Genomic DNA, 22,534 nt, shown 5'->3' with positions numbered 1-22,534 from the left:
TTTACGCGGCCCTGCCGTAGCGGCTTGCGCGTAGGGCTTGGAGGGCCCCCTCATACATACATCGTGCAAGCCGAGGAACGCCATCATTGCCCGCTCGACCTCAACGAGTTGCTCTGCCGTTAGTCGGCCACCGGAACTGACGGACGGGCCTGACCGCTCCGTGCGGCCTGACTGCTCGAGGAACACCACCTGGGTGGACAATATGTCGTGGCTCTTTCTGCAACAGTGTTCAAAGTCGAACTCGGCGTCTCCGATGTCGATCATGGTTACTACGCTGATCACGCGCTGACCGTGGCACGTCATCCCAGTGAGACCGACGAGCGGATGGTGGTGCGGTTGTTGGCATTTGGGCTGCGCGCACACCGGCTCGGCGACGTCGACGGAGAATTGGCGTTCGGGGCAGGCCTGTCCACCCCTGGCGTACCGGACTTGCGGCTCGCGGACTACGCGGGTCGGACCCTGGAGTGGATCAACGTTGGCCAGCCCGATGGGCGCGCCTTGGGCAAGGCGGCCAGCCAGGCCGACCAGGTGGTGCTGTTCCCGTTCGCCGCCGGAGTGGCCACCTGGTGGCGCACCGTCGGCCCCAAGGTGGCGGGACTGCCGAACCTGTCTGTGGTGCAGATACCGCATGAGCCGGTGCAGCAACTGGCTCAGACTGTCGATCGACGGGTCGCGGCGCAAGTGATGGTGATGGAAGGTCAGGTGACGATGACTCTGGGCGGTGTCGACGTCACCTTCACGCCCGAGCCATTGAAGTGAACGTCTGAGCCCGAGGTGCTACACCCAATCGAGGATCCGCCCGTGCCCAGAGCTGATGCGCAACGCAACGTCGATGCCTTGCGCGCTGCTGCGAAGGAGGAATTCGCCGCGCAGGGTGTAGATCACTCCGCCCGCCATGCGATGTGCAGCTTTGGGTCCGATCCGAGCTGACAGTCGGGGGGTGCTTCCATTCGCGCCGTAGGCTCACGGCGTGCACGACATGACCCTGGCTAGCGCCGCGTCGACGGCGGCGCTGACGGTGGGGTTGGCGGCCTATGCCGGGTTGATCTTCGCCGGCATCGCGGTGGCGATCTACGACGTGCGCCGGCACCGACGGGGCCGGGCGATCGCCGCCGCGGTGATGGTCGGGGTGCTGACCCTGGGCGGGCTGGTCATCGCGATCGTCAGCAGTGTCGCGTGAACCGTCACAACGCGGTGGGCGTGGACACCGGATGGTTGGCGGCGTCCGGCAACTCCCGGAAGTAGTCCCTCGACGACCTCGCTGGTGGCGATCTGGTCAGCAGTCCGCGCCTCTCCCCCTGCAACATTCCACGGATTCGCTGCTGCGTATCGCGAGAATATGGCGGGATCGAACACCGGCCCCGCCTCCGCGTCGGGTCGATTCGACCAAACGCCTCGACAACAGAGGCTTACGGCTGATCGCAGCATGCTCGTACGCCCCCGCGTCACGCGTCGACGAACGTTCGTTTCCCCTACGCCTGATCTGTGACCTCGTAATGCCTACTCGCTGAGGCAGGTCGATCACCGACGTCCGCCGCCGTCCCGACCCGGGTGACTTCGGACCGGGTGTCGAAACCTCTTGTAAAAACTTTATTGGATGATAAAGTAACTTTATGTCGCACGATGAAGCGCTCATGGCGATCCGGCCTTCGATCGAGACCCTTGTCGCCGAGTTCGCCTGGCTGATCGACCACGAGTCCGGCCGCGGCGTCGCCGAGTTGTTCACCCATGACGGCGAATACGAGATGGGGCCGGTCTCGTTGAGCGGCCGATCGGAGATCGAGGAGTTCTACCGACGCCGGCACGCGGCAGGGCCCCGCACCTCACGACACCTCTTCACCAACCTGCGACTGCGTGATGTCGACGGTGACAGTGTTCGCGGTACCTGCGTTCTGAGTCTGCATGCCGCCAACGGCGTGCCGCCGCATCCACTGTCGCCGGTGATCGTCGCCGACTACGACGACGAATACGTGCGTGGCGAAGACGGTTCGTGGTTGTTCCGACGCCGAACCGTCACCGTTCTTTTCGGTGAACCGCCGAAGCTCCCCACAGGAAGGCACTGACACTTGTTCACCACTTCCCTGGTCGTCCTGACCATCGTGATCTTGGGCTACAGCCTCATCCCCGTGCTGGCCGACTTCAACAAGACCCACGCCACCAACCCATTGTGGACGGGACACGCCCGCTATCACGTGGTGTGGCAGGTGTGCAGCTATGTCGGGATCGGAATCATTTCCCTTGGTCTGCTGTGGATCCCCGGCGACGGCCAGCAGCTACGGGCTCACCTCGTCGCCGCCCTCGCCCTGTGCATCTACGGTGGCTTTTTCACCGCTGCGGCCACCATGCGCCTCTATGACGGGAAGCTCAACGACACCAACGGATGGCCATCTATCGCGTTGCCCGGCGGCCGCTCGATTGACCGGAACCTGGCCGTCTTCATTCCCCTCACCGTGCTTCTGTTCACTGGCTGGGCCTTGTTGGCCGCCTCCTGACCCCTCGACCCCTCGCGACACCACAAGCCTTGGAAAGGTTTTCGCCATGACCGTGACCACTCAACGAACCAGCACCCTCGCCGATCGCGTGCGAGACATCCTGCCGGGCATCTCGGCCCGTGCCGACGAAGCAGAACGGATCCGCAAGGTTCCGGTGCAGAACGTCGACGCGCTGCGGGAGATCGGATTCTTCCGCGCCTTCGTGCCCGCCAAGTACGACGGTCTGTCGGTCTTGCCGTCCGAATTCGGTGAGGCCACCCGTGTGCTCGCCACCGCCTGCCCGTCCACCGCGTGGGCGTGCGGCCTGATGGCTGTCCACGCCCACACGGTCGCGAATTACAGCCCCGTGCTGCAGGAAGAGGTGTGGGGGTCCGACCCGGACACTTTGATCTGCTCATCGGTCGCCCCGATGGGTCGGCCGACGAAAGTCGACGGCGGTATCCGCTTGACCGGCGACTTCAGCTGGTCCAGCGGCTCCGAGCATGCGCACTGGATCATCGTCGGAATGATGATGCCCGGGTCGAGCGAAGCGCCTGAGCCGCATTTTGCCATCGTTCCGCGCAGCGACTTCGAGATCAAAGACACCTGGTTCGCCATGGGCTTGAAAGGCACGGGCAGCCAGGACATCTCGATCAAAGATGTCTTCGTGCCCGAGTATCGTCTGGAAACGCTGATCAGCCTCAACATCGGGACTGCGACGGGATTCGGCACCCATGACGCACCGGTCTACCGGTTGCCCTGGCAACCGGTCTTCGCGCTGAACTTCTCCGCTGTGAACCTCGGCGCCAGCGAGGCGTTGCGCGATCTCTACCACGCGCGGCTGTCGACCAGGGTCCGCGCGTACACCGGCGCGAAGGTCGGAGAGACCGCGCCGGCTCTGATGCGCCTGGCCGAATCCACCCATGAGCTCGATGCCGCCCGGTCCCTACTCGAAAGTGACTGGCGGGCTATGGATTCGCGCGCCAACTCCACCGACCCGACAACGCCGGACGAGATGGCGGGCTGGCGGAGCAATCAGGCTTACATCACCCGGTTGGCGGTGCGTGCGGCCGATCGGCTCTTCGATGCATCCGGCGGATCTGCGGTCCGCGACGAGAACCCCATGCAGCGGTACTGGCGAGATCTGCACACTGGTGCCGCTCATACCTATAGCGATTACGACATCGCCGCGCAGGTCTACGGTGCTCATCTGGCAGCCGTGCAGCCACAAGAGGGGCTTTTCTAGCCATGAAGATAGCAACCGTACTGGCCGCGGGCCGTCCCGTGGTGACTGCGCTCGGTCCGGCTGAGCAGTTGGTCAACGTCGCCCGGCTGCTCAGCTTGCCCGACCTGACGGTGGCGACCTTGATCGCCGACGCCGACCGACTCCTGCCGAAACTGGCCGCAGCGCTGAGCGAACCCGTGGCGGCGGAGGCAGTCTTGGACAGTGCCGACATCTCCTGGCTGGCGCCGCAACCCCACCCCTCCAAGATCGTCGGTGTCGCGGTCAACAACAGCGGCATCGCGCAATTCGCCTATCGGCAGCACGTCGAGCCGGCGTATTTCTTGAAGCCGCCGTCGGCGCTGACCGGCCATGGGGAGCCCATCGTCGTGCCACCGGAGTATGGCCTGACACACCCCGAACCCGAGTTGGCTGCCATCATCGGCCGTCGCATCAAGGCGGTCCAGCCAGAGCAGGCACTCGAGGCCATCTTCGGCTACACGATCATCAACGACATCACCTCCCCGGCACTCAAGGACCGCGACAGCATGGAGTTGCGGTTGCCCAGCCCGGTCGGGACTGATCTCACCTGGCGAGAAACCCACGGCGAGAAGGATTCCTCGCTCTATTTGACCTACCACGCGCGATCCAAAGGGTCCGACACCTTCGCCCCGATGGGGCCGTGGATCACCACCCGCGACGAGGTGGTCGACCCCAATGCCCTGGCGGTGGACTGCTGGCTCGACGACGAGCTCGTCGTGAGTGACTCGACGAGCAAGTTGACGTTTCCCATCCAGGACGTCATCGCACACCTGTCGAACTACATGACCCTCGAGCCCGGCGATGTGGTGCACTTCGGCACGGCAGTTCAACCAGGCGCGAACCCGAAGTTCCCGACGCTGCGCCACCTCGATATGAGCAGTCTGAATGGCACTCTGTCGGTGGAGATCGCCGGGCTCGGACGCCTCGACAACCCGATCGCTCACAAGTGAGCTCTGTGTCGACCACCTCTGCAGAGCTCTGGCCCGCCTTGACGGGTCCGGCCGACCTGCACAAGGTCGAAGCCTCTCCCCTTGCGGTTCGCGGGGTGCCGACGAGCGGATACGCCGCGCTTGAACGCGCTGCCGCCCTGTGGCCCGACCGGCTTGCCGTGACAGCCCTGCCAGGTGGCACGAACCTCGAGCAGTCGACAAGACGGACCTACGGCGAGTTACTGGCAGATGTCTGCCGCTGCGCCAATGCGCTCACCGAACTCGGCGCGCAACGGTCAACTGCGATAGCGCTGCTCTCCCCCAACACCGGTGAGCTGGTCAGCGCGCTGCTCGCCGCGGAGACCACCGGGATCGCCGTCCCGCTCAACCCGCGGATGTCCCCCAGTCATCTGACCGAACTGATGACCCGTGCCGGTGTCGAGATCCTGGTGGCCGCCGGCCCCGAGTTCGACGCCGATGCCTGGCGCACCGCGTGCGAGGTGGCCTCGTCGGCGGGCGTGCGAGCCGTTCTGGCGTTGAGGCCGGTGGTGACATCGCCTTCAGCGCCGGATCTTGGCACGTGGTCGGGTCTGACGGTCGACTACCTCGAGACGGTGGCCAGTCGCCAGGTCGACGACCACCTGTGTGCCACTCCTCCAAACGCCGACGACCTCACCGCGTTCTTCCACACCGGTGGCACCACGGGGTTGCCCAAGCTGGCCGCGCACCGCCACGGCGCCCAGATGGCCGACGCCTGGATGATCGCCTGCAGCGACCAACTCGACGACGACGCCGTGGTTTTCGCGGCATTACCGCTCTTCCATGTCAACGCGCTGATCGTGACCATCCTGGCGCAGCTTCTTCGAGGCCGGCACGTTGTCTGGGCGGGACCGCTCGGTTACCGGGACCCCGAATTGTTGGCCGGGTTCTGGTCACTGGTCGAACAGTTGCGGATATCCGCGATGTCGGCGGTACCGACGGTCTACGCCGCATTGAGTCGGATCCCGGTCGATTCTGATGTGAGCAGTCTGCGCTTGGCCATCGTGGGGGCCAGCCCACTGCCGCCGGCGGTGCGTGAGAGCTTCCGCGCCGCCACCGGCGTCGAGCTGAACGAAGGCTACGGCCTGACCGAGGCGACGTGCGCAAGCACCCGAAGTTTTCTCGAGCATCCGCGGCCCGGCTGGGTGGGTCAGCGTCTGCCCTATCAGCAAGCCCGAGTGGTCCACCGCGATCCCGACGACGGGCGGCCTCTCGACGTCCCGTATGGCGGCGTCGGCACGCTCCTACTCAAGGGCCCCAACATCTTTGCCGGTTATGTGACCGGCCGTGACGGCGGTCGTCCGTGTCTCGACTACCTCGGTGCCGTCTCCGACGACGGCTGGCTCGACACCGGTGACCTGGCACGCATGGATGACCAGGGTTTCATCCAGGTGTGCGGTCGGGTGAAGGACTTGATCATCCGCGGCGGCCACAACATCGACCCGGCCCAGATCGAAGACGCCCTGCTCGCTCATCCCGATGTGACCGCGGCCGCCGCAGTCGGCAGCCCGGACACCCACGCCGGAGAGGTGCCGGTGGCTTATGTCACGGTGCAGCTCGACGCCGCGGTATCGGCGCCGGAGCTGCGCGACTGGTGTCGAGACCGAGTTGCCGAACCTGCTGCGGCCCCACGACACGTCGTCATCGTCGACGATCTTCCGATCACCGATGTCGGCAAGCCGAACAAGGTTGCGCTGCGGGCTGACGCGATCCGGACTGTCGCTGACACGGCTCTGCGGGACAACGGGATTCAGGCATCGGTTTCCGGGGTCGTGGTCGACGGGATTCCCACCGCGGTGATCGAACGGTCGGGCGACGGACCGTTGGATGACGGAGCGGTCGCCGCAGTGCTGCGTGGGTTCAGCTTTGCCTGGAAGATCTGTCCTGATGACCCGCCGAATTGACACGGTTACCTGGGGCGGTGACGTTGCGGCTACGAGCCCGAAACTCCGCGATCACCTCGTCGCCGCGACACACCGTGACGTCGTAGAGGCCGCTTCGTCCCCGCTCCACGCGCTCGCACGCACGGGCCACCAGAACGTCACCGACACCACTCGCAGCGATGAAGTCGATGGTCGCACTGACGGTCACCCCCATCACCCCGGCGCTGCGGTTGCAGGCGAGCGCGAACGCCGTGTCGGCCAGCGCAAAGACAGCACCACCGTGGGTGATGCCGTGACCGTTCGCCATGCCGGACGTGACGGTCATGGTGACCACCGCGTGTCCCGGCTCCCGATGCTTCACCTGGATACCGAGATGCGCGGACATGCGGTCGTCGGTGAGAAGATCAGGCATCGTCTCGTCCATGGCTTCATCCTCTCCTACCCAGGCGCCTTGGGTAAGCAGCGAAAACCACTGAATATCCCCGGGTTTTCGCGTCTTCAACGGGGTCAGCATCCATGACGGTGGGTTTCACGCTCAAGCAACTCGAGTACTTCTGTGCGGTCGCCGAGCACGGCTCGTTCAGCGCCGCCGGCGCCCGATTGCACGTCTCCCCCTCGGCTGTGGCCTCCTCGGTCGGTGATCTCGAACGCGTCCTGGCCACCCAACTGCTGGTGCGTCGCAAGGCTCACGGGGTCTCGCTGACCGCCGCAGGCTCCCACACGTTGAAGCGAGCCCGCATTCTGCTCGCCGAGGCACGTGAAGTGGAACTCGTGCGAGGCGAGGACGGTAGCCGGCTGGCCGGGCCGGTCTCGATCGGATGCTATTCGACGCTGGCCGCCTCGGTACTTCCCGGTCTACTCGAGGAGTTCTCCGCCCTGCACCCCGACGTCGACCTGTCCTTCGTCGACGGCGGTATGGACGACCTGGTGCCGATGCTGCGCCGGTCGGCGCTCGACCTCATCATCACCTACCGCATCAATCTTCCGGTCGGCGTGCAGGAGGCTGTCCTCTACGAGTGCGATCTGCACGCACTGCTACCCGGCGGGCACCGACTGGCTGAGGAGTCGGCCATCGACGTCCAGGAGCTCGCCGGCGAGAACTTGATCTTGCTAGACCTGCCGCCCAGTGGCAGGCACACCCTCGACCTGCTCAGTGCCGCCGGGATAACCCCCACCATCCGGCACCGAACGCAGAACTTCGAGCTGGTGCGATCCCTGGTGGCCCGCGGTCTCGGCTACAGCCTGCTCATCCAGAAGCCGCGTATCACCCACAGTTATGAGGGCCTCTCTCTGGTGACTCGGCCCCTCCAACCCCGGCTGTCGCGGGAGGCCGTCGTGTGCATCTGGCCCGCGGCGACCCGGCTGACCAACCGGGCCCGCGCGTTGGTCGACTACGCGAGGGAAACCTCCGCGCCGGCTTTGACGAAGACCTCGTCGACCCCACAGACTGACAAACTATGAGTGCTGAGGAGCTTGTTGACGGCCGGCGGCTGCGCGGGTCGGTCACCAGAGCCAAGGCGATTGAAGCCGCCGCGGAGTTGTTCGCAGCACAGGGCTATTCGGCGACCAGCATGGGCAGCATCGCCTCGGCCGCCGGAATCCACTCGGCATCGATCTACCACGCCTTCGGAAGCAAGGAGGGTCTGCTGGGCGCGGTGGTCGAACACGCCAGCGATGAGTTCTACCACCTGCTCAGGGAACAGAGCGTCAGCAGCGGCAGCCTGCGCGACGGGCTGCGGGGGGTCGGCGTGGTCTTCGAGAAGCGGCCGCTGTTCCTCAAGCTGCTGTTGATGCTCGTGCTCGAACGCGGCGACGGCGATCCCGGAGTCCTGCGGATCGCCGCCGACGTGCGTCTCAAGGGCCGTGCGCTGATCCGCGATCTGCTGAGCCGCCAGGTCCCGGCCGGGACCGGGACGGATCTCGACGCGGCCAGCCGGCTCATCATGGTGGCTCTCGACGGCGCGTTCATCGCCCGGCAGGTTGATATGAACGCATCCGAATTCACCACACTGATGGATTTGATCGCCGAAACGGCCGAACGGCTCCTCACCGACACCCGCACCCGACCGAACCGCCGGTGACAGCCGCCCGGCGGATCAGTCAGAGCTGGGCGCCCAGCTTGAAGCCCTGCTCCTCGTCGTCGCGGCGGGTGTAGGAGAAGCCGTCGGCACCGATGGTCACCGCCATCTCGCTCTGGTCGGTGCGCACCTGGACGGGCTGCGGGACACCGTCGAGGTCGAGCACCAGCGAGGCCTCGGTGTACCAGCTCGGAACCACGGCGTGGCCCCACCAGTCCCGTCGCTGGTTGTCGTGCACGTCCCAGCTCACCAGCGGGTTGTCCGGGTCGCCGGTGTAGTAGTCCTGCGTGTAGATCTCCACCCGATGTCCGTCGGGGTCGCGTAGGTAGAGGTAGAACGCGTTGGACACCCCGTGCCGGCCGGGACCGCGTTCGATGATGTCGGATCGACGCAGCGCACCGAGCTTGTCGCAGATGTAGAGGATGTTGTGTTTCTCGTGGGTGGCGAAGGCGATGTGGTGCATTCTGGGACCGTCGCCGCCGGTCAGCGCGGTGTCGTGGACGGTGTCTTTGCGCCGGAACCACGCGGCGTAGGTGATGCCTGCATCGTCACGGATGTCCTCAGTGGCGCGAAAACCCAACTCTTCGAGGTATTTCCGGCCTCGCGGCACATCAGGGGTCACCTGATTGAAGTGGTCGAGGCGTACCAGGGCGCCCGCTCCCTGGACGTCGTAGCGCCAGGCCATGCGCTCGACATGCACGACGTCGTAGAAGAACTCGTAGGGGAAACCCAACGGGTCCTCCACCCGGACGCTGTCTCCGACTCCGCGGGTGAATCCGCTCGAACGACGCTCGGTGCGCACGCCGAGCGACTTGTAGTAGGCCTCGGCACGGTCGACATCCTCGGGGCTGCGGACCCGGAAGGCGAACGCAGCCACCGCGGCGACCGGGCCCCTGCGCAGCACCAGATTGTGGTGGATGAACTCCTCGAACGCCCGCAGATAGATTGCGTCAGAGGTTTCCTCGGTGACGACCAGACCCAGGATGTCGACGTAGAAATCCCGTGATCGTTCCAGGTCGGTGACGACCAATTCCATGTACGCACAGCGGACGATGTCGGGCGGTGAAACGGAGGCCATGTGTCGGCTCACTTTCATCAGAAGGGAGTCTGGTCAGCGGGCGGTGATGCCGAATCTCGGTGTGTGGACGTCGCCGAGGGTGATGTGCACAGCCTGCTGGTCGGTGTAGAAGTCCAGGGACCGGTAGCCACCCTCGTGGCCAAGGCCCGAGGCCTTGACTCCGCCGAAGGGGGTGCGCAGATCGCGAACGTTGTGGGAGTTGACCCACACCATGCCGCTGTCGACATTCTGCGCGAACCGGTGGGCACGTTTGAGGTCGTTGGTCCAGATGTAAGCAGCCAGACCGTATTTCACGCCGTTAGCCAACGCGAGCGCCTGCTCTTCGGTCTGGAATCGCGACAGCGCGACCACCGGTCCGAAGATCTCCTCCTGAAAGATCCGCGCGTTCGGCTCCACATCGGCGAAGGCCGTCGGCGCCACGAAGTTGCCCTGCGGCAGATGCGCCGGCCGCCCACCCCCACACAGCAGCCGTCCCTCTGTCTTGCCGACGTCGATGTAGGACATCACTTTGGCGAAATGCTCAGGATGGACCAGGGCACCCACCTCGGTCCGTGGATCCTGGGGATCCCCGACCACAATGCCGGCCGCCCGCGCGGCAAACCGTTCGACGAATTCGTCGTAGATCTCCTCCTGGACAAGGATGCGGCTGCCCGCCGTGCATCGCTCGCCGTTGAGTGAGAAGACACCGAACAGCGTGGAGTCCAGGGCGGCGTCGAGGTCGGCATCGGCGAACACCACCGCCGGTGATTTGCCGCCGAGTTCCATCGACATGCCTTTGAGGCCGGTGGCGCAGTTGCGGAAGATGATCTCGCCGGTGGCCGACTCACCGGTGAAGGAGATGACTCTGACGTCGGGATGCTTGACCAACGCGTCGCCGGCTTCTTCGCCAATGCCGTTGACCAAGTTGAACACCCCATCGGGAACGCCCGCGTCGCGGAAGATGTCGGCCCACAGTCCAGCGGACAGCGGAGTGAATTCGGCGGGTTTTAATACGACGGTGCATCCGGATGCCAAGGCCGGCGCCAACTTCCAGCTCTCCAGCATGAACGGGGTGTTCCATGGCGTGATCAGGCCGGCGACACCTTTTGGTTTGCGGTTGACGTAGTTGATCTGGCTGCCGGGCACCTTGTAGGCGTCGTCGGCCTGCGCCACCACCAGGTCGGCGAAGAAGCGGAAGTTCTCGGCGGCGCGGCGGGCCTGGCCGAGCGCCTGCGTGATCGGCAGGCCGCTGTCGAACGACTCCAACTCGGCCAGCCGCGCATCGCGGCTCTCGATGGCGTCCGCGATTCTGTTCAGCACCCGGGAACGGCTCCGGGCCTGCATGTTCGGCCAGGGCCCGGTCCGGAAGGCGACTTTGGCCGCGGCCACCGCGCGGTCGACATCGTCGGCCTGTCCTGCGGCGGCCTGCGCGTACGGCTGGTTGGTCACCGGATCGATGACGTCGAACCACGTGTCGGCAAGGCTGTCGACCAACTTCCCGCCGATGAAGTGCTGGATGCGCTGCGGTACACCCTCGGGCCGACGGTTCGCGGTCACGCGAAAGCTCCTTCCAGTGCGAAATCGCCTACTGGCGTGAGGAACTTCTCGCCAGCACGCCGCAACACGGCGATTCTCTCCAGTGCGCCCGGCGTCGGCGTGATCAATGGCGGGCGAACATGGTCAGAGGCAATCAGGCCGAGATCCTTGAGCAGCCACTTGCCCGGCGCCGGGTTGGTCTCGACGAACAGCAGATCCACCAGGGGATGCAGGCCATAATGGATGGCCCGGGCCTCCTCGTGCGCACCGGCGATCCACAACTCGTACATCCGTGCATGAGCAGCGGGAGCGATATTGGCTGTCGCGCTGAGGAACCCGGTGCCACCGAGTGCGAGCAACGGCAAGCACAGCAGCTCTATCCCCGACCAGACGATGATGTCGGGGCCGCACAGGTGCATCACCCGGGAGAAGTGCTCGAAGTCCTTGGTCGTCTCTTTGACGCCGACGAAGTTCTCGACGTCACGGTAGAGGCGGGCGATGGTCTCCGGCGCGAGATCGACAGCGGTCCGTACCGGAACGTTATAGGCCAGGATCGGCAGATCGGGATACTCCTCGGCAACCGTCTTGTACCAGCGGTACAGCGCCTCCTGAGTCGGCCGGGCATAGTACGGCGTGATGACCAGTGCCGCATCGATCCCGAGTTCCGCAGCCCGACCGGTCAGTTCGATGGTCTCGTCGAGCTTGGCCGTGCCGGTTCCGGCCACCACCGGCGCCCGGCCCGACACAGATTTCATGACCGTCGCGATCGCAGCGAGACGCTCCGCGACCGACTGCGCGCCCGGTTCTCCGGTGGAGCCGCCGATCGAGATACCGTGGCTGCCGCTGGCCAACTGCCAGTTGACGAGATTGGCAAGGCTCCGATGATCGACTGCGCCGTCGTCGGTGAACGGCGTCATCAACGGAGTGATGGATCCGCGGATGCTGTGCGGATCTCGACGGGCTGTCATGGTGTCGAACCTTTCGGGGTGGTGTCGGCGTGGCGGCCGCGCCGAGACTGCTCGTAGTCGGCGCGTGCCGAGTCGTTCATGGGATAGAGACCTTCGAGTGCGGCACCTTCGGCGACCCGGTCGGCGATGTACTGCTCTTCGGTCTCCTGGGCTATTGCCGAGTCGGCGATGTCCTCGGCGAGACCCGGTGGAATCACCACGACTCCGTCGGCGTCGCCGACCAGGACGTCGCCCGGCTCCACCGTCGCGCCGCCGCAGGCCACCGCGATGTCCACATCCCAGGGCACGTGTCTGCGGCCCAGCACGGCGGGGTGCGGGCCGCCGTGGAATGTGCAGATGTCCAGCGCCGAAACAGCGGCCACATCGCGCACGCCGCCGTCGGTGACGATGCCGACCGCCCCGCGCACCTGGGCGCGCAACGCGAGGATGTCGCCGACGGTGCCGCTGCCCTTTTCGCCCCGGCCCTCGATCACCAGAACATCGCCGGGCTCCAGGCTGTCGAAGGCCCGCTTCTGTGCGTTGTAGCCGCCGCCCCGGGCTTTGAAGAGGTCCTCGCGCAGCGGCACGAACCGCAAGGTCCGGGCCCTTCCCACCATGCGTTTGTCCGGATGGGTCGGCGTGAGTCCGTCGATGGTGACCGCGTTGAGGCCGCGCTTACGCAATTGCGCGGACAAGGTGGCGGTTCCCACCGATGCCAGCTTCGCCTTCAGCGACTCGGTCAGGACGAACTCCGGTTCCAGACCGGCCGCGACGCGGCTCCCCCAGGCATCGACGATCTGCGCTTCGTCGGCGTCCGGTTGGGCACCGAAGTCGGCGAACGCGTCGGTACCGGCGACGACCGATGTGCACAGCCGGCCGGTACTCAGGCGCGGGTCCTCGACACTGTCGACCTGGACCTCCACCGTGTCTCCGGGGGCGACCACGCTGGAGCCGGCGGGGGTGCCGGTCAAGATGACGTCACCCGCTTCGAGAGTGATCAACTGGGACAGGTCGGCGATCAACTGGGTGAACGGGAAAAGCAGGTCCGAGGTGTCGCCATCCTGTGCGAGTCGTCCGTTCACCCAGGTTCGGACCCGAAGCCGAGCGGGATCGATTCCTCGTGCACTCAGCAACTGCGGCCCGATCGGGGTGAATCCGTCACCGCCTTTGGACCGGAGGTTCGACCCCTTGTCCACTGTGCGGAGGTCGTAGACGCCGAGATCATTGGCTGCACAGACGAACTGAACACAATCCCAGGAATTCTCCGGTGACACCCGCCGCGTGCGACGGCCGATGACGAGCGCGATCTCGCCCTCGAAAGCCAGCAACCTCGTTCCCGCCGGCCGCTCCACCGGTCGTCCGCTCAACGCCAGCGACGTCGGCGGCTTGAGGAAATACGACGGATGGCCCGGGAAACGCCCCCGCTGCGCGGCACGTGAGCGGTAGTTCAGATGCACGGCGATCACCTTGCGACTGCGCTCGATCACCTCGGCGACCGAAATGGCCACGCCGGTAGACACTTTGGCGCTGTCGGGTTCGATGGTCACACCAGCATCATGCGTTGACCCTGCGCGGCCGGTAAAGCGCTGAAAAGCGCTGATGATCACCTGTTTTTTCAGTTTTCCGCAATCGGGTGTGACCTGGATGATCGAGGGTGCGGTGGTTGGCGCCGGCGCCGTCAGTGCCCGGGCATTCCACCACCACCTTCGAAAACGCGAACAGGATCGCCATGACTCCCCAGAGCCAGCAATGCTCGGCATTCCCGCCGGGCTCTGCGTTGTATCGTCCCCCGCAGCACCACTTCCGTGGATCGCTGGGACGCTTCGCGACCGGCGTAGCCGTCGTCACATTCGACTCGCCCAGTGGTCGGCACGGGCTGACGGTCAACTCGTTCACGTCAGTGTCGATGGAACCGCCGCTGGTCCAGATCTCGCTCCAGCGCACCGTCCGGTCACATGACCTGATCCGTGGGGTGCCGTTCACCGTCAACGTGCTCGGCGCCGAACAGGAGCCACTGGCTTGGCAGTTCGCGGGCAGACCGGCTGTGGACCCGGTGTGGATCGACGGTGAGTTCGCTCCCCGGCTGGCCGGAACATTGAGCTATTTCGAGTGCACGCCGTGGGCCGAGTACGACGCCGGTGATCACACCCTGTTCCTCGGTGAAGTGCGAAACTTCGACTACCGCCAGGGAGACGCATTGGGCTTCATCAACGGCCGTTTCACCACCATCCCCGAATCCGCAGTCGGCCACGAGCTGCTGTTCTGAGCCACCACATCGACGAAAGAGACCAATCATGGGCATCCGTACCGGAGCGCAGTTCCTGGACAAGATCAACGCCATGCGCCCCCACATCGTGATCGACGGTGAGGTGGTCAGCGAGAACGTCGCGGAGCATCCGGCGTTCCGTGATGTCGCCCGTACTTACGCGAAACTGTTTGACATGCAGCATGACCCGCGTTACCAGGATCAGCTGACCTTCACCTCCCCCACCACCGGCGACCTGGTCAATGCGTCCTTCCTGGTGCCGCGTTCGGTCGAGGATCTCAAGCGCCGCCGCGTAGCGATCCAGGCATGGGCTGACGAGACCAACGGTTTCCTGGGCCGCAGCGGGGACTACATGAGCAGCTCGCTCACTGCGCTCGGTGCTGCGCAGACATGGTTCGCCAAGGCGGACCCGAAATTCGGTGAAAGGATCGCGAACTACTACGAGTACGCACGGGAGAACGATCTGCTGGCCACCCACACGTTGATACCGCCGCAGGTCAACCGATCCTTGACCGGCAGTCAGCAGGGTGGCGGACAGCTCGCCGCACGGATCGTCGAGGAGCGGCCGGACGGCATCGTCGTGCGCGGTGCTCGGATGCTGGCCACCGTGGCTCCGATTGCCGACGAGCTGCTGGTCTTCCCCTCCACCGTATTACGCGGAACACCGGAGGATGCCCCGTACAGCTACGCGTTCGCGATCCAGAACGACGCACCCGGTTTGCGCTACCTCTGCCGAGGATCACTCCACAACGGCGGCAGCACTTTTGACGAGCCGCTGGCCGCCCGGTATGAGGAGATGGATGCGGTGGTGGTTTTCGACGACGTCTTCGTGCCCAATGACCGCGTCTTCATGCTCGGACACCCCGAGTTGTGCAACGCCTTCTACGCCGAGACCGGCGCGGGGGCGTTGATGACCCATCAGGTCGTGACGCGCACCGTCGCCAAGACCGAGTTCTTCCTCGGTCTGGCGTCGGAGATCGGTGCCGCGATCGGAATCGAAGGCTTCCAGCACATTCAGGAGGACCTGGCCGAACTCATCGTCGACCTCGAAATCGGGAGGGCGTTGCTCCGCGCGGCCGAAGCCGACGGAGCTATCAACGACTGGGGTGTGTACCTGCCGCGGTGGGAAACTCTCAACGCCGCTCGCAACTGGTATCCGAAAGTGTCACAACGTTTTCCGCAGATCATTCGCAAGTTCAGCGCCTCCGGCCTGATGGCGCTGCCCGGTGAGGCCGACATCGCCTCGGATGCCCGCGACGACATCGAGCAATACCTGCAAGGCGCGACGGTCAACGGCACCGACCGGGTCCAGCTGTTCAAGCTGGCCTTCGACGCCTCGATTTCCGGGTTCTCCAGCCGGCAAGCGCTCTACGAGTACTTCTTCTTCGGCGACCCGGTACGTATGGCCGGGGCTCTGGTGAACGGCTACGACCGTGACCCGGCCCGCGAGCGGATCCGAAAGCTGCTGAACGAAGGTCGAGCGAATCTGCCCCACGACACGTGCAGCGAGCGCGTCGCCACACTGGCCCTCTGATGCGGCCAGCCCCTTTGATTGGTCAACAGAAAGCGCGCAGATGACACACTTCCGCCCCAACGTCCGAGATATCGAGTTCAACCTTTTCGAGGTCCTCGGTGTTGACCGACTGCTCGACGACGGCTGTTACGGCGATCTCGACACCGAGACGGTGCGCCACATCTTCGAAGAGGTTGTCCGCCTTGCCGAAGGCCCACTGGCCGAATCCTACGTGCAGGCCGACCGACACCCGATCCGGTTCGACGCCGCCTCCCACGAGGTCGTCGTCACCGATCCGCTGCGCAAATCGGTTCTCGCACTCAAAGAGGCAGGCTGGTGGCGGCTGGGTATTCCCGAGGACATCGGGAGCACGCTCGCGCCGATGCCGATGGTGTGGGCGGTCCGGGAGATCCTGCACTCAGCCAACCTGTCCGCGGCCTTCTTCAACCTCGGGCCGGAGATGGCGGCCGCCCTGTGGGAGGTCGGCACGCCCGAACAACGGCGTTGGGCCGCCGTCGCCATGGAGCGGGGTTGGGCGGGAACCATGGTGCTCACGGAACCGGACGCCGGCTCCGACGTCGGCGCCGGGGTCACCAAAGCAGTCGAACAGTCGGACGGGACCTGGCACATCACCGGCGTCAAACGCTTCATCTCCGGCGGCGACGTAGGTGACACCGCGGAGAACATCTTCCACCTCGTCCTGGCCCGGCCCCAAGGAGCCGGCCCAGGGACCAAGGGACTGAGCATGTTCTTCGTCCCGAAGCATCTGTTCGACCCCGCGACGATGCAGATCACCTCCCGCAACGGTGTTTACGTCACCGGGGTCGAGCACAAAATGGGCATCAAGTCTTCCCCAACCTGCGAGATCACCTTCGGCGGAGACCAACCCGCGATCGGCTGGTTGGTGGGCGATGTCCACAACGGTATCGCCCAGATGTTCAAGGTGATGGAGAACGCACGGATGGGCACCGGCGTGATGTCGACGGGGATGCTGTCGACCGGCTACCTCAGCGCACTCGACTACGCCAAGACGCGCATTCAGGGACCTGATCTGACCCGCACCTCCGACAAGACCGCGCCCCGGGTACCGATCATCCGCCATCCGGAAGTACGGCGCTCGCTGTTAACGCAGAAGTCCTATGCCGAAGGGCTGCGGGCGCTGTACCTGTTCACCGCCGTCCACCAGGACGCCGTTCCTCAGCTGGCCCGCAGCGTGTCGCACGCCGAACCGGAGCTCGCCGCCAAGATCAACGACCTGCTGCTACCCGTCGTCAAAGCGGTCAGTTCAGAACGGGCTTACGACACACTCAAACTCAGCCTGCAGATGTTCGGCGGATCTGGTTACCTCCAGGACTATCCGATGGAGCAGTATGTCAGGGACTGCCTGATCAACACCCTGTACGAGGGGACCACCGCCATTCAGGCACAGGACTTGTTGTTTCGCAAAATCATCCGGGACGACGGGCAGACCCTCGACCATGTACTGGGGCTCATCGTCAAGTTCACCGAATCCGCGGGCGGCTCAACGTTCCAGCAGGAGCGAGCGCTGCTGGCGACTGCGATAGAGGACATCCGATCGATGGTCCACACGCTGCGCGGGCATTTCGACGCGGCGCGTGAGGAGCCCACCGAGGTGTACAGAACGGGTTTGGGATCGGTGCCCTTGCTCTTCGCACTCGGCGATCTCGTGATCGGCTGGCTGCTGCTATGGCAGGCGAAGGTGGCCAACGACGCGCTGTTGCAAGCGCACTCAGACCAGGGCCGACAGTTCTACAACGGCAAGATCACCTCGGCACGGTTCTTCGCTCGCACAGCACTGCCCGGCATATTGGCGATCCGCGCTGCGGTCGAGGCGGAGGACTACGGCGTGATGGAGTTGGCCGAAGAAGCCTTCTGATCGATCAACGAGGCGATGACGCCGTCGGCTTCTCTGACCTGAGACCTGCAAGCGATAGTCCCAGAAGGCCTCCCCCAGCCACATTTCAGTGATGCACTGCTGCGTATCGGGAGGAATGTCGACATAAACGAATATGGCGCGTCACCACGAAGATGTGCTGCTCTGCGGCCCAACGTGATGGCGTCAGTCCGTTTCGTCGTCGTCGCGGTGCGCAGCTTCGATAACCTCGGGCGGCGCCGGCTTCTGCAACCAGGCCCTGATTCCCAGCAACCCGCCGGCGACAGTACCGACCGCGAACACCGCGACGACGATCCATACTGCAGAGGACATGGAGCAATTGTCCGCCTACGACCAGTCATTTGCGGCCAATTACGCACGACTCCCCGCACGCAGCCCTGACAACCCCAGTCTCGGTACCCAACCCGTCGCACGCGAGTCAGACTCCCTCGTGTCCGGTAGCCACTGGCGGAGGCAGCAAGCGCGCGGACGAATATGAACCGCCAGGTGCGGACCCCCGCCCCGCTGCGGATCGACGGGCCGCCTTCGCGACCCTGCTGGGGTCGAGCTTGCGTTCGAGCGCGCTCGAACTCCTAACGTCACGGCCATGACAACAGCTACGGCATCGCAGACCTGGATCATCACCGGAGCCTCGAAGGGACTCGGACGTGCACTGGCCGAGGCCGCCCTTGCCACGGGCGATCAGGTCGTGGCCGCAGTCCGCAATCCTGACGCTATGGCCGACCTGATCACCAACTTCGGTGATCGCGTCACAAGTGTCCAGTTCGATGCCCGAGACACCACCAAAGCCGCCGGCCTCGTCCAGGCTGCGGTCGAGCGTTACGGCCGGCTCGACGTCCTGGTGAACAACGCCGGACGCGCCATCGTCGGCGCCGCCGAGGAAGTCACCGACGCGCAGCTGCGCGACCTGATGGACCTGCACCTCTTCGGTCCCGCCGCCCTCGTCCGTGCGGCACTACCGATCATGCGGGCTCAGGGCGGCGGGACGATCGTGCAGATGAGCAGCCAGGGCGGCCGGACGTCCTTCCCCGGCGTCTCCACTTACTCGGCGTCGAAGTTCGCGTTAGAGGGATGGTCAGAGGCCTTGGCCGGCGAAGTCGCCCGGTTCGGGATCGGTGTGATGCTGGTCGAGCCCAGCCGGTTCCGCACCGCGTTCAACACCGCCGACGTGCTCGACTTCACCGCCGTCTCGCCGACCTACCGGGAGATCCTGGCCGATGTGCGCGCCGACATGGCCGGCGCGGACGGGAACCAGGAAGGTGACCCCGTCAAGGCCGCTCAGATCATCGTCTCCTTGGCCCATTCCGAGGAAGTGCCGCTGCGGCTGCCGCTGGGCGCCGAGGCCGTCGAGCGGCTCACCGCAGCCTATCGACGCAGTCTGGAGGAGGTCAGCCAGTGGGCTGAGCTTGCGCGCAGCGCCGACTTCGCCGACGTCCCCGCCTCAATGCGTCCGATCTAGGATCGGGTATGTCCACCGACGACCTGATGACCAAGGCCCTCGCCTCACTCGGCGAGATCGACGGTCCGATGTCGATCGAGGTGATCCATCGCCTCGCCGCCACCACTGAGGTCCGCGCTTCGATGAGTATCGCCGAGGTCGCCGAGTTGCTCGACGTCTCCGCGCATACCCTGCGCTACTACGAACGCGTCGGCCTGGTCGAGGTGGACCGCGACAGCAGCGGCCACCGCAGCTACCGTCCCGCGGCGGTGCGTCGGCTTGTCTTCCTCACTCGGATGCGGTTGTCCGGCATGGCTATCCGCGATCTACAGCACTATATCGCGCTCGTCGACAGCGGCGATCAGACCGTACCCGAACGACTCGACATGCTGCTCGAACACCGCGACACCATCCGCCGCCAGATCCGTGAACTCACCCTTTCCCTGGCTGCCACCGAATACAAGATCACCACCTACGGCGGTACCACCGGCGACACCGGTGCGCGGTAGCAACTGCCAGTTGGGCTACCCCACGATCGTCGGCCCCTGGCGGTCGGTCAGCCCAGGGCGAACGCGATACCGAGGTGCCAGATCCCTGGTTAACGTGATCGCATGGTCGTCACGCGCGAAGTCACCTACGAAGTCGACGGACTGACGATGGTCGGCCACTTGGCGCGGCCTGACGGCGAGGGTCCCTGGCCGGCAGTGCTCATAGGGCATGACGGAATCGGTCTCGATGACTATCAACGCGGCCGCGCCGACAACCTCGCCGAGCACGGCTACATCACCCTCGCGATGGATTATCACGCTGGCCGGACGTTCTTCGGTGACCCGCAAGCGATGCTGGATCGGGTCATGCCACTCATGGCTGATCCGGCCCGTATGCAAGCCATCGGCCGTGCTGCGCTCGACGTTCTACTCGCTGTGCCCGGTGCTGACCACGACCGGCTCGCAGCGCTCGGATACGGCGCCGGCGGCCGAATCGTCCTGGAACTTGCCAGCGCGGGAGTGCCATTCAAGGCACTCGCCGCGATTCATCCAGGCTTGCCAGTCGCCCGCACCGAGGATTGGATGAACGTGGGCGGAGCCTTCCTGCTGTGTACAGGCTCCGAAGACCCGCTCTGCACCCCCGGGCAACTGTTCACGTTTGCCAGCGCGCTTCAGAACGCCGGAGTCGACTGGCGCGTAAACGTTTACGGCGGAGCCAAGCACGCTTTCTGGGCCGCTCCGATGCAACCTGACGGCTCATTGACCGGGGGCACCACCCACGTCCTTGCCACCGTGCCCGGTGTGGAATACCACGCCGTGCACGCGACACGGGCGTGGCAGGCGGTGCTGGATCTGCTCGACGAGACATTGGGATCCCTGACGCGGACGGGCTGGAGGCTGAGTCATCTGCCCGGGGCATGAAGCTCCATCGCCAGCGTCTCTTGACTGGCCCACGACGCCAACAGGGCCATATTGTCAGCGGCCGGACCTCTTGCGGGCGCGGTGTAGACATTCAAGTGCAGGCCTGGGTCGGTGGGCAGATCCATGGACTCGAAGTTCAAGTCGAGCCGGCCCACCACGGGATGGTTCACACGCTTGCTCCCGTATCCGTGCAGCCGCACGTCCTGAGATGCCCACTGTTGACGGAACAGCTCACTGCACGTTGATAATTCGCCGACCAAAGCGATGAGCTCCTCGTCGTGAGGATTCCGGCCCACTTCCATACGCAGCACCGCGGCCGCATTTCGCGCCACCTGGTCGTAGTCGACGAAGAACTCCTCGGCCTCGTCGGGGTGCAAGTACACGAACCGCGCCGTGTTGGCGGGCCGTCGCGGGTCGGCCAGCACCGGTGAATACAGCGCGCGACCAAGTCCATTCATGGCGAGCACGTCGTGGCGCCCATTGCGGATCAACGCAGGCGCACCGGTGATGGCGTCGAGCACCTCTTGCAGCGCCGGGCGCACCGTCGCGGGAGGTTTGGGGTGCCGTCGACCGGTGGGCGTCCCGGACTGGCGTGCGAGATGGAACAGGTGATCGCGCTCCGCTTCGTCGAGCTGCAGGGCCGTGGCTGGTGCGTCGAGCACGCCGTCGGAGGTACCGGCCAGGCTGCCGCGCTCGATGCGCACGTAGTACTCGACCGAGACCCCGGCGAGGAGCGCCACCTCCTCTCGACGCAGACCCTTGACTCGACGTCTTCCACCGTAGGCGGGCAGGCCGGTCATCTCGGGCGCGATGCGGGCCCGACGCGACCTCAGAAACTCTCGGATCTCGGTGCGCAGATCGAGCGTGGAGTCCATCCATCCACCGTAGGCCCGCACCGCACGCGTTGTCGCCGCAGTATCACGCGGTCGTGGCGATCCCTCCGTCGACGGGGACGATGGCGCCCGTGAGGTAAGCGCCTGCCCGGCTGGCAAGGAACACGGCGACACCCGCCATGTCGTCGTCGCGGCCGATCCGGCGCAGCGGGGCCGACGCCGCGATCGCCTCGCCGAACTCGTCGAGGGTTGCCGCCATCATCGTCGACGGGAACGGTCCCGGCGCCACCGCGTTCACCGTGATGTGCTGCGGGCCAAGCTCCTTGGCGAGCACTCTGGTGAGTTGATGCAGCGCAGCCTTGCTGCTGGAGTACGAGTAGTTGGGCCGCGCGGGGATGTGTATGGCAGCGATGCTGCCGATGTTGATGATCCGCGCAGGATCGTCGGCGGTACCGGCGCTGCGGAGCGCCGGCAGCAGCGCCTGCACGAGCCAGAACGGCGACTTCAGGTTGAGGTCGATGACCGTGTTCCAGGCTTCGTCCGGGAACGTCTCCAACGGCTCGTCCCACATTGCGCCCGCATTGTTGACGAGGATGTCGAGCTTCCCGGATTCGGCTGTGACAAGGTCGGCGAGGCGCTCACACTCGTCGTGCCGGGACAGATCGGCGGGCACGGCCCAGACGTCGCCGTATACGGACAGCTCCTTCCGCGCGTGAGCGCACGCTTCTGCGTTGCGCGAGCTGATGACCACGCGGGCACCCGCCTGAAGGAGCCCGCGCGCGATCATCATCCCGATTCCCCTGGTGCCGCCGGTGACGAGGGCTCGTTTACCACTGAGCCCGAAAAGCTCTGCCTGCGTAGCGAATTTGCTGTTTATAACGTGTCGCCTTTCTCGTTGGTCGGGCCTCCTGCACAGCGATTTCAGCCCGATGTACAGCAAGTTAGGCGGTATTCCG

At 65.2% G+C, this 22,534-nt stretch carries 24 protein-coding genes; 15 read left to right on the top strand and 9 right to left on the bottom strand.

What is annotated here, in order from left to right; all coding sequences use genetic code 11:
• Positions 1–207: 207 nt before the first annotated feature.
• The 7 genes from G6N49_RS09670 to G6N49_RS09640 all read left to right on the top strand — a co-directional run bounded on the left by G6N49_RS09670 (position 208) and on the right by G6N49_RS09640 (position 6,607).
• On the top strand, positions 208–759 hold the full coding sequence (locus G6N49_RS09670; protein WP_011855682.1) for a YaeQ family protein: 552 nt from the start codon (positions 208–210) through the stop codon (positions 757–759).
• 211 nt (positions 760–970) lie between these two features.
• Entirely contained in the window at positions 971–1,180 is a 210-nt protein-coding gene (locus G6N49_RS09665; protein ID WP_011559997.1) for a hypothetical protein, read from the top strand.
• A gap of 433 nt (positions 1,181–1,613) precedes the next feature.
• On the top strand, positions 1,614–2,063 hold the full coding sequence (locus G6N49_RS09660; protein ID WP_011559998.1) for a nuclear transport factor 2 family protein: 450 nt from the start codon (positions 1,614–1,616) through the stop codon (positions 2,061–2,063).
• A gap of 3 nt (positions 2,064–2,066) precedes the next feature.
• Positions 2,067–2,492, top strand: a complete 426-nt coding sequence (locus tag G6N49_RS09655) for a hypothetical protein (RefSeq protein WP_110807686.1) — start codon at positions 2,067–2,069, stop codon at positions 2,490–2,492.
• 46 nt (positions 2,493–2,538) lie between these two features.
• Positions 2,539–3,717 carry a flavin-dependent monooxygenase gene (locus tag G6N49_RS09650; protein ID WP_011855684.1) on the top strand — a complete coding sequence of 393 codons (1,179 nt, stop codon included), beginning with the start codon at positions 2,539–2,541 and terminating at the stop codon, positions 3,715–3,717.
• A gap of 110 nt (positions 3,718–3,827) precedes the next feature.
• Complete coding sequence (locus tag G6N49_RS09645) at positions 3,828–4,685, top strand: fumarylacetoacetate hydrolase family protein (RefSeq protein ID WP_235679609.1); 858 nt, start codon at positions 3,828–3,830, stop codon at positions 4,683–4,685.
• A 5-nt stretch (positions 4,686–4,690) separates the two neighbouring features.
• Positions 4,691–6,607 (top strand): acyl-CoA synthetase, encoded by a 1,917-nt coding sequence (locus G6N49_RS09640; RefSeq protein WP_011855686.1) that lies wholly within the window; start codon positions 4,691–4,693, stop codon positions 6,605–6,607.
• Here G6N49_RS09640 and G6N49_RS09635 read toward each other — a convergent pair.
• On the bottom strand, positions 6,564–7,010 hold the full coding sequence (locus G6N49_RS09635) for a hotdog fold thioesterase (protein ID WP_011855687.1): 447 nt from the start codon (positions 7,008–7,010) through the stop codon (positions 6,564–6,566). The genes G6N49_RS09640 and G6N49_RS09635 overlap by 44 nt on opposite strands.
• 92 nt (positions 7,011–7,102) lie before the next feature.
• On the opposite strand from G6N49_RS09635, the gene G6N49_RS09630 reads away from it, so the two are divergent.
• Together G6N49_RS09630 and G6N49_RS09625 are read left to right on the top strand one after the other, a co-directional pair.
• Positions 7,103–8,047: a LysR substrate-binding domain-containing protein gene (locus G6N49_RS09630; protein ID WP_011855688.1), complete on the top strand. Its 945-nt coding sequence runs from the start codon at positions 7,103–7,105 to the stop codon at positions 8,045–8,047.
• Positions 8,044–8,667: a TetR/AcrR family transcriptional regulator gene (locus tag G6N49_RS09625; RefSeq protein ID WP_011855689.1), complete on the top strand. Its 624-nt coding sequence runs from the start codon at positions 8,044–8,046 to the stop codon at positions 8,665–8,667. Before G6N49_RS09630 ends, G6N49_RS09625 begins: the two co-directional genes overlap by 4 nt.
• A gap of 19 nt (positions 8,668–8,686) precedes the next feature.
• Here the strand turns inward: G6N49_RS09625 and hpaD are convergent, their stop codons facing one another.
• The 5 genes from hpaD to G6N49_RS09600 are packed head-to-tail and all read right to left on the bottom strand — an operon-like array spanning position 8,687 to position 13,935.
• Positions 8,687–9,742 carry a 3,4-dihydroxyphenylacetate 2,3-dioxygenase gene (hpaD, locus tag G6N49_RS09620; protein WP_011855690.1) on the bottom strand — a complete coding sequence of 352 codons (1,056 nt, stop codon included), beginning with the start codon at positions 9,740–9,742 and terminating at the stop codon, positions 8,687–8,689.
• 33 nt (positions 9,743–9,775) lie between these two features.
• On the bottom strand, positions 9,776–11,278 hold the full coding sequence (gene hpaE / locus G6N49_RS09615; RefSeq protein ID WP_011855691.1) for a 5-carboxymethyl-2-hydroxymuconate semialdehyde dehydrogenase: 1,503 nt from the start codon (positions 11,276–11,278) through the stop codon (positions 9,776–9,778).
• A complete protein-coding gene (gene dapA, locus G6N49_RS09610; RefSeq protein WP_011855692.1) occupies positions 11,275–12,225 on the bottom strand; it encodes a 4-hydroxy-tetrahydrodipicolinate synthase in 951 nt (316 codons plus the stop codon). The genes hpaE and dapA overlap by 4 nt, the downstream gene beginning before the upstream one ends.
• On the bottom strand, positions 12,222–13,751 hold the full coding sequence (locus tag G6N49_RS09605; RefSeq protein WP_041925061.1) for a fumarylacetoacetate hydrolase family protein: 1,530 nt from the start codon (positions 13,749–13,751) through the stop codon (positions 12,222–12,224). Before G6N49_RS09605 ends, dapA begins: the two co-directional genes overlap by 4 nt.
• A gap of 7 nt (positions 13,752–13,758) precedes the next feature.
• A complete protein-coding gene (locus G6N49_RS09600) occupies positions 13,759–13,935 on the bottom strand; it encodes a hypothetical protein (protein ID WP_163647406.1) in 177 nt (58 codons plus the stop codon).
• Here G6N49_RS09600 and G6N49_RS09595 point away from each other — a divergent pair.
• From G6N49_RS09595 to G6N49_RS09585, 3 genes are read left to right on the top strand one after another with little or no spacing between them, the layout of a single operon-like run.
• Positions 13,934–14,470 (top strand): flavin reductase family protein, encoded by a 537-nt coding sequence (locus G6N49_RS09595; RefSeq protein WP_011855694.1) that lies wholly within the window; start codon positions 13,934–13,936, stop codon positions 14,468–14,470. The genes G6N49_RS09600 and G6N49_RS09595 overlap by 2 nt on opposite strands.
• Positions 14,471–14,498: 28 nt before the next feature.
• Positions 14,499–16,004 (top strand): 4-hydroxyphenylacetate 3-monooxygenase, oxygenase component, encoded by a 1,506-nt coding sequence (gene hpaB, locus G6N49_RS09590; RefSeq protein WP_011855695.1) that lies wholly within the window; start codon positions 14,499–14,501, stop codon positions 16,002–16,004.
• Positions 16,005–16,044: 40 nt separating this feature from the next.
• Entirely contained in the window at positions 16,045–17,880 is a 1,836-nt protein-coding gene (locus tag G6N49_RS09585) for an acyl-CoA dehydrogenase (RefSeq protein WP_011855696.1), read from the top strand.
• 183 nt (positions 17,881–18,063) lie between these two features.
• Here G6N49_RS09585 and G6N49_RS29190 read toward each other — a convergent pair whose 3' ends face one another.
• Positions 18,064–18,210, bottom strand: a complete 147-nt coding sequence (locus tag G6N49_RS29190; RefSeq protein WP_085975399.1) for a hypothetical protein — start codon at positions 18,208–18,210, stop codon at positions 18,064–18,066.
• Between the two features lie 274 nt (positions 18,211–18,484).
• On the opposite strand from G6N49_RS29190, the gene G6N49_RS09580 reads away from it, so the two are divergent.
• The 3 genes from G6N49_RS09580 (at position 18,485) to G6N49_RS09570 (ending at position 20,745) form a co-directional block, all read left to right on the top strand.
• Complete coding sequence (locus G6N49_RS09580; protein ID WP_011855697.1) at positions 18,485–19,357, top strand: SDR family NAD(P)-dependent oxidoreductase; 873 nt, start codon at positions 18,485–18,487, stop codon at positions 19,355–19,357.
• 8 nt (positions 19,358–19,365) lie between these two features.
• A complete protein-coding gene (locus G6N49_RS09575) occupies positions 19,366–19,845 on the top strand; it encodes a MerR family transcriptional regulator (RefSeq protein ID WP_011560014.1) in 480 nt (159 codons plus the stop codon).
• Between the two features lie 102 nt (positions 19,846–19,947).
• On the top strand, positions 19,948–20,745 hold the full coding sequence (locus G6N49_RS09570) for a dienelactone hydrolase family protein (RefSeq protein ID WP_011560015.1): 798 nt from the start codon (positions 19,948–19,950) through the stop codon (positions 20,743–20,745).
• Here G6N49_RS09570 and G6N49_RS09565 read toward each other — a convergent pair.
• Positions 20,727–21,620, bottom strand: a complete 894-nt coding sequence (locus G6N49_RS09565) for a helix-turn-helix transcriptional regulator (RefSeq protein WP_011855698.1) — start codon at positions 21,618–21,620, stop codon at positions 20,727–20,729. The two genes, G6N49_RS09570 and G6N49_RS09565, sit on opposite strands and share 19 nt — an antisense overlap.
• A gap of 43 nt (positions 21,621–21,663) precedes the next feature.
• Complete coding sequence (locus G6N49_RS09560; protein WP_011855699.1) at positions 21,664–22,518, bottom strand: SDR family oxidoreductase; 855 nt, start codon at positions 22,516–22,518, stop codon at positions 21,664–21,666.
• Between the last annotated feature and the right edge of the window lie 16 nt (positions 22,519–22,534).

The organism is Mycolicibacterium monacense (assembly GCF_010731575.1).
GTDB lineage: Bacteria > Actinomycetota > Actinomycetes > Mycobacteriales > Mycobacteriaceae > Mycobacterium > Mycobacterium monacense.
This window is presented reverse-complemented; position numbering and strand designations above follow the sequence as displayed.